General features: G+C 51.5%; 16 protein-coding genes. 7 read left to right on the plus strand and 9 right to left on the minus strand.

The features are described from left to right. Positions 1-52 precede the first annotated feature (52 nt). From QJT81_18795 to QJT81_18820, 6 genes are all read left to right on the plus strand, one after another. Positions 53-517: an META domain-containing protein gene (locus QJT81_18795; GenBank protein WGZ93810.1), complete on the plus strand. Its 465-nt coding sequence runs from the start codon at positions 53-55 to the stop codon at positions 515-517. A 112-nt stretch (positions 518-629) separates the two neighbouring features. Then, the gene (locus tag QJT81_18800; GenBank protein ID WGZ93811.1) at positions 630-1,295 is read left to right on the plus strand and encodes a hypothetical protein; all 666 of its coding nucleotides are present in this window, start codon (positions 630-632) and stop codon (positions 1,293-1,295) included. Positions 1,296-1,307: 12 nt separating this feature from the next. Then, on the plus strand, positions 1,308-2,468 hold the full coding sequence (locus QJT81_18805) for a hypothetical protein (GenBank protein ID WGZ93812.1): 1,161 nt from the start codon (positions 1,308-1,310) through the stop codon (positions 2,466-2,468). Positions 2,469-2,485: 17 nt separating this feature from the next. Next, positions 2,486-4,813, plus strand: coding sequence for a hypothetical protein (locus tag QJT81_18810; protein ID WGZ93813.1), 2,328 nt, complete (start codon positions 2,486-2,488; stop codon positions 4,811-4,813). Positions 4,814-4,847: 34 nt separating this feature from the next. Next, positions 4,848-5,255, plus strand: a complete 408-nt coding sequence (locus tag QJT81_18815) for a hypothetical protein (GenBank protein WGZ93814.1) — start codon at positions 4,848-4,850, stop codon at positions 5,253-5,255. Next, complete coding sequence (locus tag QJT81_18820) at positions 5,252-6,436, plus strand: cytochrome c peroxidase (protein WGZ93815.1); 1,185 nt, start codon at positions 5,252-5,254, stop codon at positions 6,434-6,436. Before QJT81_18815 ends, QJT81_18820 begins: the two co-directional genes overlap by 4 nt. Positions 6,437-6,494: 58 nt before the next feature. Here QJT81_18820 and QJT81_18825 read toward each other — a convergent pair whose 3' ends face one another. The 4 genes from QJT81_18825 to znuC all read right to left on the minus strand — a co-directional run bounded on the left by QJT81_18825 (position 6,495) and on the right by znuC (position 9,037). Next, positions 6,495-6,749 carry a YfhL family 4Fe-4S dicluster ferredoxin gene (locus tag QJT81_18825; protein ID WGZ93816.1) on the minus strand — a complete coding sequence of 85 codons (255 nt, stop codon included), beginning with the start codon at positions 6,747-6,749 and terminating at the stop codon, positions 6,495-6,497. A 98-nt stretch (positions 6,750-6,847) separates the two neighbouring features. Beyond that, a complete protein-coding gene (coaD, locus tag QJT81_18830) occupies positions 6,848-7,363 on the minus strand; it encodes a pantetheine-phosphate adenylyltransferase (GenBank protein WGZ93817.1) in 516 nt (171 codons plus the stop codon). A gap of 110 nt (positions 7,364-7,473) precedes the next feature. Beyond that, a complete protein-coding gene (locus QJT81_18835) occupies positions 7,474-8,262 on the minus strand; it encodes an iron chelate uptake ABC transporter family permease subunit (protein ID WGZ93818.1) in 789 nt (262 codons plus the stop codon). Then, positions 8,255-9,037, minus strand: a complete 783-nt coding sequence (gene znuC / locus QJT81_18840) for a zinc ABC transporter ATP-binding protein ZnuC (protein ID WGZ93819.1) — start codon at positions 9,035-9,037, stop codon at positions 8,255-8,257. The genes QJT81_18835 and znuC overlap by 8 nt, the downstream gene beginning before the upstream one ends. Positions 9,038-9,064: 27 nt before the next feature. On the opposite strand from znuC, the gene QJT81_18845 reads away from it, so the two are divergent. Then, positions 9,065-9,997 (plus strand): zinc ABC transporter substrate-binding protein, encoded by a 933-nt coding sequence (locus QJT81_18845; protein WGZ93820.1) that lies wholly within the window; start codon positions 9,065-9,067, stop codon positions 9,995-9,997. On the opposite strand, the gene QJT81_18850 is transcribed toward QJT81_18845, so the two are convergent. The 5 genes from QJT81_18850 to QJT81_18870 form a co-directional block, all read right to left on the minus strand. Then, a complete protein-coding gene (locus tag QJT81_18850; GenBank protein ID WGZ93821.1) occupies positions 9,991-10,335 on the minus strand; it encodes a hypothetical protein in 345 nt (114 codons plus the stop codon). The two genes, QJT81_18845 and QJT81_18850, sit on opposite strands and share 7 nt — an antisense overlap. Before the next feature lie 188 nt (positions 10,336-10,523). Further along, a complete protein-coding gene (gene lysA / locus QJT81_18855) occupies positions 10,524-11,774 on the minus strand; it encodes a diaminopimelate decarboxylase (GenBank protein ID WGZ93822.1) in 1,251 nt (416 codons plus the stop codon). Between the two features lie 3 nt (positions 11,775-11,777). Further along, on the minus strand, positions 11,778-11,891 hold the full coding sequence (locus QJT81_18860; protein WGZ93823.1) for a lipoprotein: 114 nt from the start codon (positions 11,889-11,891) through the stop codon (positions 11,778-11,780). Further along, positions 11,888-12,718 (minus strand): carboxylating nicotinate-nucleotide diphosphorylase, encoded by an 831-nt coding sequence (gene nadC, locus QJT81_18865; protein ID WGZ93824.1) that lies wholly within the window; start codon positions 12,716-12,718, stop codon positions 11,888-11,890. The genes QJT81_18860 and nadC overlap by 4 nt, the downstream gene beginning before the upstream one ends. Positions 12,719-12,790: 72 nt before the next feature. Beyond that, positions 12,791-14,062, minus strand: a complete 1,272-nt coding sequence (locus QJT81_18870; protein ID WGZ93825.1) for an FAD/NAD(P)-binding oxidoreductase — start codon at positions 14,060-14,062, stop codon at positions 12,791-12,793. Positions 14,063-14,210: the final 148 nt, after the last annotated feature.

The raw sequence follows: 14,210 nt of genomic DNA on the forward strand, positions 1-14,210 counted from the left end.
CTGTTTCAGATCTCTACATAACCATAACAACACAGCACTTAGGAGTTAGACCATGCTCAAGGTATTCTTTTCCTCATTAACAGGGCAAATCATCAGTGCACTGGTATTTTTGAGCATCATTTCTGCCTGTAGTTTTGACGCCAGAGAACCCGCGCCGGGCATGACGTTGGCAAATACTAGTTGGACACTGAAAACCTTGGATGGCAAACCCGTCACCACCGACAAATTACCCACGATTCAGTTTGATGACACACGCATGAATGGCTATTCCGGTTGTAACCAATTTTTCGGGAATTACACCAGCAGCAGCGATGGCATTTTCACCACTAGTGCGGTAGGTGCAACCAAAATGGCTTGCCTCGATGACAAAAATGCATTGGAGCAACAGTTTTTTGCGCAATTGGAAAAAGCCAACAAATATGCCGTCACCCGCGAACAACTCCATCTTTTGGATCACGGGCGCAATATTTTGATGGTTTTGAATGCAGCAAAACCAGCCGCTGACAAAGCAAAATAAGATTTTTTACCGTTTATCATAAAAATAAAATGGGCTGGCATCCGCACACTAGATGACCAGCCCTTCATATTCTTAGACTGATACCCACATTTACATAATAACGGTTTCAGTCATGCCTAAGATCCTGTCACTACGCACCTTGCTGCATTGCGCCACACTGCTCTGTGCGCTACCAGCCACCGCCAACAATCTTGACCCGCTGAGTGCGGCTGAAATAGCACGTGCCACCCAGCGAGCTAATGCTGCCACCCCCGTCTCCACTATCCGTAGCACCACAACCAATAACGCCAACATACCCGCGCCAGAATTGCTACTGGTCGAACGTCATCCCAACGCCAAAGGCCAAACCGCTCGCTTAGCCGATGTCTACACCTACGACTACAGCACCAATGAAACCATTATTGATGTGATTGACCTCGACACCAACCAAGTGATTTCCCGCAGACGTGAACGAAACCTGCAACTGCCGCTGACTACCAACGAATTGCAACGCGCCTCCGCCCTCATCTTTGCCGATGACGAACAACGCAGCCTATTGGATGCCGAATTCAAGCGCATTACCGGGCAAACCTTGAGCAATCCTGCACAGCAATTGCAGGTCAAAGCTTTCGTCTTCCACGCCTCCAGCTTGCCCGAACAGCTTAATGCCGCGTCTCAGCAATGCGGCTTACAGCGTTGCGCCCAAGTGCTGCTCTACACCGCCGATTCGGTGGTATTTGAAGTCAGCCCCATCGTCAACCTGTCCGCAGGTGTCATTACGCAAAACATCGGCTTCTAAGGGAATCCCACCATGCAATACCGCACTCCCCTGCTGGCACTCAGTCTGCTAATCGCTTGGCAACAACCCGCGTTTGCTGCCCCTAGCACTGCCTGCACCGGGCAAACGCTCAGCAAAACCTTCGCCTCCGGTGCAAGCTGGAATCTCTGCTGGACACCCCGCCAAGCCGAAGGCATTGTCTTATCACAAGTGACCTACAAAGCTCCCAACCACCCCGCACGGCGTGTACTGGGCGAAGCCGCGCTTTCCCAACTGGAAACCGCCCTTGACGACGGCGCGATTGCGCCTTTATTTCTGAGCACCGAAGCCGGTTTCGGCGGCAATAATCTGCAAACCCTCAACACTGCCGATTGCAGCGGCGGCACGTTGCAAGCTGCCAGCGGGCGCAATGTATTGTGTGCCACCACCCGCGACCACGGTTATTCCTATAAATACACCACCCAACGCCAAGGACAATTGTGGGAATTGAGCAGCCATTCACAAATCGGCTCGCGCAATTACACCGTGCGCTGGCGCTTTTACGAAAACGGCACGATTGAACCCAGCCTTGGTTTAAGCGGCGAATTACCCGTCGTTGATGCCAGTGCTGCCCAATACGGCTGGCCTGCCATGCAAAGCGGCAAAGTCGCCACGGGTTTTACCGATCATGCGCTCTGGCGGCTGGATTTCGACCTCGACACCACCTCTACCAATGACCTAGTGGAAGAAATCAGCAGCACCCCCAGTGCGGATCGCTTACGCAAAACCAAAACCATTGCCCCGCTCAACACCGAAACCGGGCGCAGTTTTGACCCCGAAACCAAACGTTTCTGGCGCATCCGCGATGGCATTCTCACCAATGGCAGCGTTGGGCAACTTTCATACGAGCTGATACCCAACCGTTACGACCACAGCCGCGCCAATAGCAGCAATACCCCTTGGCTGGCGCATGATGTGTTTTTCACCCGCTACAACGCTTGTGAAAAATACGCTGCCAATAACCCCACCAGCAATTGCACTGCCAACGTCAGCCAATTTGTTAACGGTGAGAGCCTCAATCAGCAAGACATTGTGGTGTGGTACAAACAAAGTTACCACCACCTTCCGCGCAGCGAAGACAGCAATCGCATTGGCACGGTGTGGAGCAGTTTCCAACTGTTGCCACGTGACTGGCATTCCACCAACCCCTTCTGATAGCGAGAACGATAACAATGAAACCATCAGTTTATGCGTATGCCGCCACCGTTTTGCTGGCACTCGGCAATGGTTTACCCAACGACGTACAAGCCGCCGAATTTTGCGCCGATCAGTATTACGTTGACACCACACTCCCCAATCAATCGCGCTGGGATATGTGCTGGGAACACCGCAACCGCGAAGGCATTGTGTTGCACCACATCCATTACACCCCCAAAAACGGCACGCGCCGCATGGTGCTGTATCAAGCAGCCGTGGCACAAATTCACGTACCCTACGACGACAATGGCGCACGCTACCATGACGTTTCTGACTATGGCTTAGGCAATAACTACATGTCTGCATTGACGGCGCAAGAATGCGTTGGCGGGCAACTGCTCAGCTATTCCGGCAAAAATGTGCTGTGCAAACAAGTCACACCCCGCGACGATGCTTACAGCGTCGACAATGACCGTTTGCAAGGCGATGCCCTCAGTTTGTTCAGCGTTTCCGCTATCGGCGCGTACAACTACATCCCCGAATGGCGCTTTCTGGATGACGGCGCGATCGAACCCGGCATCGGTGCAACCGGCGCTCTGCAACGTTTTGGCGCGAGTAACATTGCCCAACACGGCTGGCTTTTGGAAAGCAATAAAGTCGGCATTGCCCACTTACACAATTTTTTCTGGAAATTGGACTTCGACCTCGGCGGCACCGGCAATGATGATGCTGTCGAAGAAATCAACTACAGCCAAAATGCAGGCAAAATGACCCGCACCACCACACGCTTTACCACCGAAGCCGCCCGTTCCGTCGACCCCGCCCAATTACGGGCATGGCGCGTCGTCGATACCACACTGAAAAATGCCAAAGGTTTGCCACTCTCCTACGAGATTCAGCTCCCCGAATCGGTGCAACGCGATGTAGGCCCCAGCACCGAACCCTTCACCCACAACGATTTCTACGTCACCAAGCAAAAAAGCTGTGAATTATTCGCCTCCCACAACCCGACGACCAACGCCTGTGCGGAAAACCTCAGTGCGTTTGTGAATGGTGAAAGCCTTAGCGGGCAAGACATTGTGGTGTGGCCTTCCACCACGTTTTACCACATGCCCCGTGCCGAAGATGCACCGCGTATGGATACGCACTGGAGCCATATCCGTATCATTCCGCGTGACTGGCATGACAAAAACCCCCTGAGCAATAGCACCGAAACCACAGCGGATACCACTACGCCCCCACCACCACCTCCTCCGCCACCGGCAACTGGCACGGTGTCGAATAATGCCAGCGGTATCAGCGTCAACGGCAACCTAAACGACTGGGCAAGCCTGACATCATTTGGCGCTGACCCCGATGACGTGACCGGCACTAACAATAAACTCAACTGGCTAGAAGCATGGGCAGCCAACGATGCGGAACGTATTTACCTTGCCTACAAAACCAAAGGCAATATCGACACCAGCGGTTTCTGGGGATATCAGGCATATCTGGATACCGACTCCAGCACCACCACAGGTTACAAAACCGGCGCATTGGGCGCGGACTACCTAGTGGAAGGCGCAAACCTGTGGCGTTATACCGGCGACGGCACAAGCTGGAGTTGGGCATACCAAGGCAATATGACCGCGCAAACCAGTGGCAATGCCGCAGAATTCAGCTTCCCACGTAGCTGGTTAGGCAATAGCAATGAATTACGCTTGATGTTCTGGGGCAATAACGCTGCGTTTGGTGGCGATGCCAAAGATGCCTACCCCGATGGCGCTTTCAATACCACCGCAACAACCCGCTATTTTACCTACAACATGCACACCCCCACAGGCAGTGGCACAACAGGTATCAGCAACCCTGTCAGCAACTTAACCATTAACGGCAATCTGAGCGATTGGAGCACCTTAACCTCCTTCGGACTCGATCCAACTGACGTTTCTGGGGCAAACAACCTTCTGGATTGGCAGGAAGGCTGGATGGCACACAATGCCAGCAATGTTTACCTCGCTTACCGTACTCTTAACGCCGTTGATGCCGGGCGCTTCTGGGGCTACCAAGCCTATCTGGATACCGACAACAATACCGCAACTGGCTACCAAAACGATGCACTAGGCGCTGAATACATGCTCGAAGGCCAAACGGTATGGCGCTATACCGGTGATGGTGAAAGCTGGAGCTGGTCACCGCAAGGTAGCACCACCAATGCCATCAGCGGGCAAGCGGCAGAATTCAGCTTCCCGCGTAGTTGGATCGGCAACCCCAGCAAATTGCGCCTCATGTTTAGAGGCAACAATGCCGCCTTTGGCGGGAATGCTGAAGACGTTTATCCGAATGCAACAGCTAACCCGCGCTATTTCGAGTATCGTTTCTAGTCATTCATATCACTTAACTATTGAGCACATAACGATGTCAACCAAATGGCTCACCCTGATACTCAGCCTGCTGTTGGCAGGCTGTTATGGCTCTCATACGACGGTTTGGGAACGCCAGCAAACCAGCAACAAAGCCTTGTATCAAGCTGAACTCACTTGCGCAACGCTCCCGACTGTCGGGGTCTTTCAAGACTGTGTATTGCGACTGGACAACACACCAGCATTACCCAGTGATTTGCTCATTGCCGTGGATGGTGGAATGCCATCCCACGGACATGGCTTGCCCACCGCACCACAAGCCATTCCTACCGGAAAACCCGGCGAATTTCGCATCGACGGTCTGAAATACAGTATGCCGGGCGAGTGGGTGCTAGGTTTCCTGTTGCACTCTGCACTTGTACCCAGCGCACAAGACAAAATCGTGTTTTGGTTTACACTATGAAATACCTCAGCCGGGTGGGATATTTACTCCTGCTCCTCATCGTATTGGGCATGGGCGGCAAACACAGCACCAGCCCCATGTGGACACCGCAAGAATACACCACACTGCAATCCCTAACGCTTGCCAACTTACCTACTGCCCGCGATTCTAGTAACCGTTTTGCACAACACCCGCAAGCCTTAGAACTAGGCAAGCAACTGTTTTTTGACCCACGTTTTAGCCGCAACGGCAGCGTATCCTGCGCCACCTGCCACCAACCCGACAAGGCTTTCAGCGATGGCAAACCCCAAGCAATAGGTTTAACCGCAGGTAAACGCAATACCCCTTCACTGCTCGGTGTGGCGCATAACGATTGGTTTTTTTGGGATGGACGTAAAGACAGCCTCTGGTCACAAGCTTTATCCCCCTTGGAAAACCCCGCAGAACACGGCCTGACCCGACTGGAAATCGTGCGTTTACTACTGGAAGACCCGCGTTACCAGCAGCAATACCATGCTTTGTTGCCCAATGCACCTCATCTGGACTTCTTGCAACATCTCCCAATCGCTGCCTCACCTTTAGGCAATTTGGAACAATTGAAAGCATGGAAAAGTATTCCATCAACCCAACGCGTGCAAATTGATGAAATATTTGCAAATACGGGTAAGTTCATTGCCGCTTATGTCAGTAGCTTATCCTTAGCCCCTAATCGACTCGATGTACTGAACACCTCGCAACCACCACTCACCTCAAACGAAATCGCAGGGGCAAAACTCTTTATTGGCAAAGCTCAGTGCATTCTCTGCCATTCCGGTGCATTGCTCAGCAACCAAACCTTTCAAAATATCGGCACGGGCAAGCTCGGCACAGACAGTGGACGTGCGGCAGTACTCGACACCATTCGTACTGATCCATTCAACTGCCAAGGAACACACAGTGATGCGGATCCCCATTCCTGTACTGAACTGCAATTTTTGACCCGCAATCGCCACGCTGTGGTCGGTGCATTTAAAGTACCCAGCTTACGCAATACTGCTCGTACTGCACCGTATTTTCATGATGGACGCATGGCGACCTTAGAACACGTTGTCGACTACTACACGCAAGCCTCACAAGCTGTAGCAAACGCTAATGATTTACCAAGAATTCAACTAAATGATACCGAAAAACAGCAACTCATCGCCTTCCTGAAAATCTTATAAGCGCATACAAAAACGCCCGCATTAGCGGGCGCTTGATCATCATACAGGCGAATTCAGCTTAAGCGTTTTCCGCCATCAGTGCCTGATATTTCAATAGCAACTGCTCTTTGGATTCCTTGTGATCAGGGTCAAGCGGAATACAATCAACCGGACATACCGACACGCATTGCGGTTCATCATAATGCCCCACGCACTCCGTGCAACGGTTTGGGTCAATCACATAAATTTCATCCCCCGCAGAAATCGCGTTATTTGGGCACTCCGGCTCGCAAACATCGCAGTTAATGCATTCGTCAGTAATCATCAATGCCATAAAATGAGTCCTCTTGGATAGCTTTGTTGAGCGATTCTATCAACCTACCTGACAAGATAACATTAACTTCCGTCAAAATAACAATACTCAGGCTTTTTCTAGTTCAACCTACGCTCACTACGTATCTGCACAATTTTATGTTTCAACGCACCCAGCACATGCGGCGCAACAAAGCGTGAAACATCACCGTTAAGAATCGCCACTTCCTTCACCAAGGTCGAAGAAATAAAGGAAAAACTTTCACCCGGCATCAAAAAGACAGACTCAACCTCAGGTGCAAGGCTACGGTTCATGCTGGCTAATTGAAATTCAAACTCGAAATCGGATACCGCCCGCATCCCCCTTACCAATACCCGTGCATTCTGTTCACGGGCAAAATCCACCAACAAACCTTCAAAACCTTTCACCGTCACCTGCTTATCCAGATGCTGCTCGACCAACTCGTGCTGAATCATTGCAACACGCTCTTCCAGCGAGAACAACGGTTTCTTTTTAGGATTAGAGGCTACACCGACCACCACATGTGCACATAACTTGCTGGCACGCTTGATTAAATCAAGATGCCCTTTAGTAATCGGGTCAAACGTCCCAGGATAAACAGCGGTAATTTCCATGAATACAGGCCACCTTAGTTAATGACGGAGGGCTTAGGGCTAACCCTAGTTAACCACCTTGTAACACCTTATGATGCAATGCACAATAATCTTTTGCTGGCTTGCACCATTCAAGTGCTACGCGGCGAAATAAACTGCACTAAAATGAACAAAACACTCGCCGCCACCACAATGCTCGGCCCAGTGGGCGTATCCAATTGCAATGAAATCCCCATCCCGGCTAATAACGCCAATACCCCAATCACCATGGCAAATAATGCCATTTGCTCCGGTGTTCGTGCAAAACGCCGTGCTGCCGCAGCCGGGATAATCAATAAGGCCGTCAGTAACAAGACACCAACCACTTTCATCGCCACCGCCACCATCAAGGCAATCAACACCATGTAAACCGCACTGACCCACCAAACCTTGACACCCTCAACCTGCGCCAATTCAGCGTGGACACTCAGGGACAATAACGGACGCCAAATCCAAGCCATTACCCCAATAACCATCACAGCTAAACTCCATGTTAAGGCAATATCCGAGTGTGTTACTGCGAGAATATCACCAAACAGATAGGCCATCAGATCAACCCTGACATTTGGCAGGAATGTCAATGCCACCGTCCCCAATGCCAGCGCACTATGCCCAATAATACTCAGCAAGGTATCGCTTCCCAAAGCCGGATTATGTTGCACATACAGCATCAATAAAGCCACCAGCACACAGACAGCCATGACCCATAGGTTCAAATTCATGCCTGTCATCAATCCCAGTGCGACACCCAGCAACGCCGAATGTGACAAGGTATCACCAAAATAAGCCATACGCCGCCACAACAAAAAGACCCCCAGCACCCCACTCATCAGCACCACCGCCAACCCCGCCAACAATGCTCGCCAGATAAAATCATCCATGCGAATGCTCCTTGTCAGTATCCTGCAATGGCACCACACACCCATGCATATCATGCTGATGATCATGATGATGGGTATAAACCGCCAACCCGCTAGGTCGCAAGTCCCCAAACAAGCGTAAATATTCAGGGTGGCGCGATACCGCTTCTGGCTGCCCTGAGCAACAGATGTGCCGGTTCAAACACAGTACCTGATCGGTCGCCGCCATCACCAAATGCAAATCGTGCGACACCATCAGCACCCCATAACCATGCACCTGTTTCAAACGGTTGATAAGCTGATACAGCTCATTCAAGCCCGTGACATCCACGCCCTGCCCCGGCTCATCCAGTACCAACAATTGCGGCTTATTCAGCAAGGCTCGCGCCAACAACACCCGCTGCAATTCACCGCCGGAAAGCGATTGCACCGCTTGAGACAGTAAATCCTGAATCCCTACTTCTGCCGCACTCGCACGCACGGCTGCGGGATTATGCCGTCGCAAATTCAAGCCAATAAAGCGCTCCACCGTTAAAGGCAACAAGCGATCAAGGTGAAACTTCTGTGGCACATAGCCAATGCGTAAACCGGGCATCCGCCAAACCGAGCCTTGGCCAGGCACTTGCAAACCCAGTAAAATTTTCAGCACGGTGGATTTCCCCGCGCCATTAGGGCCAATCAAGGTCAGAACGCTTTCCGGGTACACTTCGAGGCTAACATCGTGCAAAATCACACGCTGCCCGAAGTTCAGGCCAATGTGTTCCAGCTTTGCTAATACAGTGTGTGTGGTGGACATCCCTGCCAACGTATCAAGAGTGAAAAAATGTTCCGTATTCTAACGATTTTCCTGCTGCTGTGCTTACCCGTTTTACACGCCTGCCAGCAAGAGTCATCCAGCAAGCCCGTGATTGTCAGCACTATCAAGCCCATCCATGCCTTGGTCTACGCCATCGCGGGCGGCGATAACAGTCCACTGGACATCCGCCAACTCTTACCCGATGGCGCATCACCCCACCATTACGCCCTCAAACCGTCTGAGATGCGCTCCTTGGAAACCGCCAGTGTGGTATTTCGCATTGCTAGTGGGCTGGAAACCTTTCTCGACAAACCTTTAGCAACGTCATTACCTAACCGGCGCATCATTACCCTAGCCGAGGCACAAGGTATTCAGCCTCTCGGCTCACGTGCCCAACACAGCCAACATGTCATGCCAGGGCACGAGACACACAGCGCCGATTTACACCTGTGGTTAAACCCTGAAAATGCCATTGCCATGAGCCAAGCTATTGCTAAAACGCTGGGGGAAATTGATAGCCGCCATCAAGCCGATTACCTCGCTAACGCTGCTCAGCTTATCCAACAAATTCAAGCTACCGATGCACGAATCCGTCAGCAACTCGCTCCATTAAACGACAAACCTTACCTCAGTTTCCACGATGCATGGCAACATTTTGATACGCATTATGGTTTGAACTTTGCTGGCGCAGTCACGTTAGATGTATCCCGTTTGCCGGGCGCACGCCACGTACAAGATATTCGCAAGATTATTGAAGAAAAACAGGCGGTTTGCCTGTTTCAGGAACCACAGTTTTCACCCGCCATGGTTAAAACACTGGTCGAAGGCACAACCATACACATTGGCAAACTCGACCCCTTAGGGATGCAACTGCCACTGGACAAAGAGACTTACATCAACTTATTGCAAGCGGCCGCCGATAGTTTTCAGCAGTGCCTCACCGCAACAACACCTCAATAAATTCCCAAATCTAATAACTGGGTAGGTTCACGGCGACTTTCGCGCAATGTACCACCAATGTACTCGTAACGCTGCCCAGTGCCTTTGCCATACGCTTGTTCACGATACAAATTGACGCGGAACATACAACCGCCGCGTAGCATCACAATATTACGGTCGTGCATTTTGAGCTGTACATTTGCGCCGCGCACCGTGTGCACCATATCGTCTTGGTAAATAGGGTCACCGCGCTTGAGAATACGAGGGTCACTACCGCTGCTGGTTGCCGTCACCTTGCCGCGCTTAGACAACACGACACCTACCTCGCGATGTTCTAGGGTGGTATTAGGTGCTGGCATACACTACTCCGTCTGATTTAGTTAGGCTGATTCACAACTTACGCTCAATAAAGCGTAGACCAGCCTAAACGCCAAACGTTTTTTCCCCGCCCAAAAAAAGTTAAAGTGCAAAAAAAATCCGCCAGACGGTAGTGACGGATTTTTATCGCGAATTTAATCCACCTAGTTAAACCCATCCAATAGGTTATTTACGGCAGCACCTTCTCACCACGCAACAAATCATCGAAGGTTTCGCGCTCTCGCACCACATACACCTCATCCCCAGCTACCATCACTTCTGCCGCACGCGGACGAGTGTTGTAGTTAGAAGCCATCGTGAAGCCATACGCGCCGGACGAACGTACTGCCAGAAAATCACCGGGCTGAATAATAAGATCGCGTTCTTTACCCAAAAAATCGGCTGTTTCACAGACCGGCCCCACGATGTCGTAAGTCACCGTTTCGCCCTCAGTACGCGGCACAACCGGAATAATTTCCTGCCAGGCACTGTATAACGCCGGGCGGATCAGGTCGTTCATTGCGGCATCCACCACTGCAAAGTTTTTATATTCCGACAGCTTGAGGAATTCGACTTCTGTCACCAAAATTCCGGCATTAGCCGCAATCGCCCGACCCGGTTCCACGAAAATTTCGTACTGACGCAAACGTTCGTCGGTGAATAATTGTGCCATGTAGTCGGCAGGTGAAGGGGCAGCCTGCCCTTCCTGATAGCGCACGCCCAAACCGCCGCCAATATCCAGATGGTGAATCGTGATACCCTGCCCCTGTAAACGTTCTGCCAAGGCCAGCAAGCGTTGCAGCGCATCCATGAACGGTGTGAGCGTCAGCAATTGCGAACCGATGTGGCAGTCGATCCCGACCACTTTCAGGTTCGGCATAGCCGCTGCTCTCAAATACACCGCTTCGGCACGACCAATTTCAATGCCGAACTTGTTTTCTTTCAAGCCGGTGGAAATGTAGGGGTGGGTTTGTGCATCCACATCCGGGTTAACACGCAACGAGATGGACGCCACTTTACCCATATCCCCTGCCACAGTATTGATGCGGTCGAGTTCGGCTTCAGACTCAATATTGAAGCAACGGATGCCGACCTCTAGCGCCCGGCGGATTTCAGCGGCTTTTTTACCAAGACCGGAAAACACCACTTTGCTTGGGTCGCCGCCTGCGCGTAACACCCGCTCCAATTCGCCGCCGGATACGATGTCGAAACCCGACCCCAGCCGGGCAAACAAGTTGAGGATGGCGAGGTTGGAATTGGCTTTGACCGCGTAGCACACCAAGTGCGGCTGATCCCCGAAGGCATCGTTGAAAGCGTGCCAGTGGCGTTCCAGCGTGGCGCGGGAATAGATGTAACACGGTGTGCCGTGGGCGCGGGCAATGTCAGCGACGGCGACGTTTTCGGCGTGAAGTTGCCCGTTGCGGTATTCAAAATGATCCATGATTTATTTCGCCTGTTCCTGTTTGGAGGGTGACTGATCGGGCAAGGTTAACGGGCCTTTGTTGCCACAGCCTGCCAGCAAAGCCAGTACGATAGCGAATCCTAGGTATTTTTTCATGCTTTAAACCTCATCGACAAATCCACCGCCCGCACATGCTTGGTAATTCCGCCAATCGACACGAAATCCACCCCCGTTTCGGCAATCGCTACCAGGGTTTCCGGGCTAACCCCACCAGATGCTTCCAACGGAATCTTCCCCGCCGTCACCCGTACCGCTTCGCGCATATCCGCAAGGCTATATTCATCCAACATAATAATGTCGGCGTGTGCAGCAGTCGCTTCCGCCAACTCCTGCAAATTTTCAGTTTCCACTTCCACCAGAATACCGGGGTGTAACGCCCGCGCCTGCTGGATAGCCGCCGTGATCGACCCCGCCGCCATAATGTGGTTTTCCTTAATCAACACGCGGTCATACAAACCGATGCGGTGATTTGTACCGCCACCGCACAATACCGCGTATTTCTGGGCGGTACGCAAACCGGGCAAGGTTTTGCGCGTATCCAAAATCCGGCAAGACGTATGAGCCACCAAATCCACATACCGCCGCGTCGCAGTAGCGGTTGCCGATAAGGTTTGCAGGAAATTCAACGCCGCCCGTTCGCCACTCAAAATGGAACGCGCACTGCCCTGTAAGGTACACAGCAGCGCATTGGTAGCCACCCGCTCACCATCCTGATACTGCCATGCAATCTGCACAGTGGGATCAAGCTGGTGAAACACTTCATCGAACCACGCCACGCCACACAACGTAGCGTCTTCACGGGAAATCACCGTCGCACTGGCTTGTTTCTCCGCCGGAATCAGCCCAGCAGTCACATCACCCGTGCCAATGTCTTCCGCCAAAGCCCGCGCAACCGTTGCTGAAATATCGTTAGGTAATTGCATCAGAACCTCAAATAAAAATGGGAGGCTATCGTGCCTCCCATCAAGTGCCCCTGACTCCTCGTCAGAATCCCGTTAGATGCGGGTAATACCCATCATCTTCAAAATGGACTTTTCGTAGAACGGTTCGGAACTGCCTTTTTTCATCTTGCGGATGAAGTATTTCTCGAACGCGATCTTCGCCATGTGTACCCACTTGCCTTTCTTAAACCAAGCCACGTTACGTGGTGGAATCTGCGGCAGTGCGACGAAAGCTGCTCCCGTGTCACCCATGTCCGCCAAACAGATAGCGTTCCAAGTGGCCGTGGTGTGCGGCTCTTTGCCAGCCAGCTCATCTGCAATATTATGTACCAGAGAAGTGACCATGGATTCAATCATATAACCGGTCTTCGGTGCACCTGTGGGGACAGGCGTTGCTTCTACCGGCGGAATGGCGATACAAACACCAGCGGAATAGATGTTTTTGTATTTCGGGCTGCGATGCAATTCATCCACAATCACGAAACCACGCGGGTTGCACAGACCTTCAACGGCTGCTACTGCATCCACTCCCTTGAACGCTGGCAGCATCATCGCCATATCAAAGTCGATGACGTGTTCTTTTTCCACTTCGCCTTTCGCGGTCATCTCGGTTACATGCATTTTACCTGCTTCCACTTTGGTGGTCTTCGCATTGGTAATCCAGCCCATGTGATGGTTACGCAGTTCGGATTCAAGCATTCCTTTAGAATCGCCTACACCACCCAAACCTAAGTGACCGATGTACGGCTCAGAAGAAACGTAGGTCATTTTGAATTTGTGACGCAGCCCGCGTTTACGCAAATCAGCATCCACAATGAAAGCGAATTCATACGCAGGACCAAAGCAACTAGCAAACGGCATTGCACCTACGATGATATGACCGGAGCCTTTTGCCAGCAGTTTTTGGTAATCGGCATACGCGCCTTCCGCATGGGTGACATCACAAACGGAATGCGTATGACCACCGTGGGGGCCTGCGCCTTCGACTTCCTGGAAGAACAGTTTTGGCCCTGTGGCAATAACCAAATAATCGTATTTAACGATTTGACCATCCGCCAAATGCAGCGCATTGCCTTCCGCATCAATCTTTTCGCAGCGGCTGCAAATAAATTTGATGTCTTTTTTAGACAAGTATTTTTCAATGGGGAAAGTGATGTCAGAGCGTGTCCGCCAGCCAACAGCGACCCAAGGATTAGAGGGAACGAACTGGAAGTAATCACGCTCGTTGACAACCGTGACTTCATGCCCCTTACCGAGCATTTCTTTCATTTCATACGCGGCGGGCATTCCACCTGTACCAGCGCCGAGAATTACGATGTGAGCCATTAATGCGAACTCCTAACTAGTGAATGAGGGGGGATTACTTTAATTGTAAGATTAGTACTTGCCAGCATTTCCCAAAGCAACCAGAATAACACCACAAATCGTGCTCTAGGTCAATGTTGGCCTTACTTATCAATAAATTAGAGTTTTC

It is taken from the genome of Candidatus Thiothrix putei (genome assembly GCA_029972225.1).
In the GTDB taxonomy this organism is placed as follows: Bacteria; Pseudomonadota; Gammaproteobacteria; order Thiotrichales; family Thiotrichaceae; genus Thiothrix; species Thiothrix putei.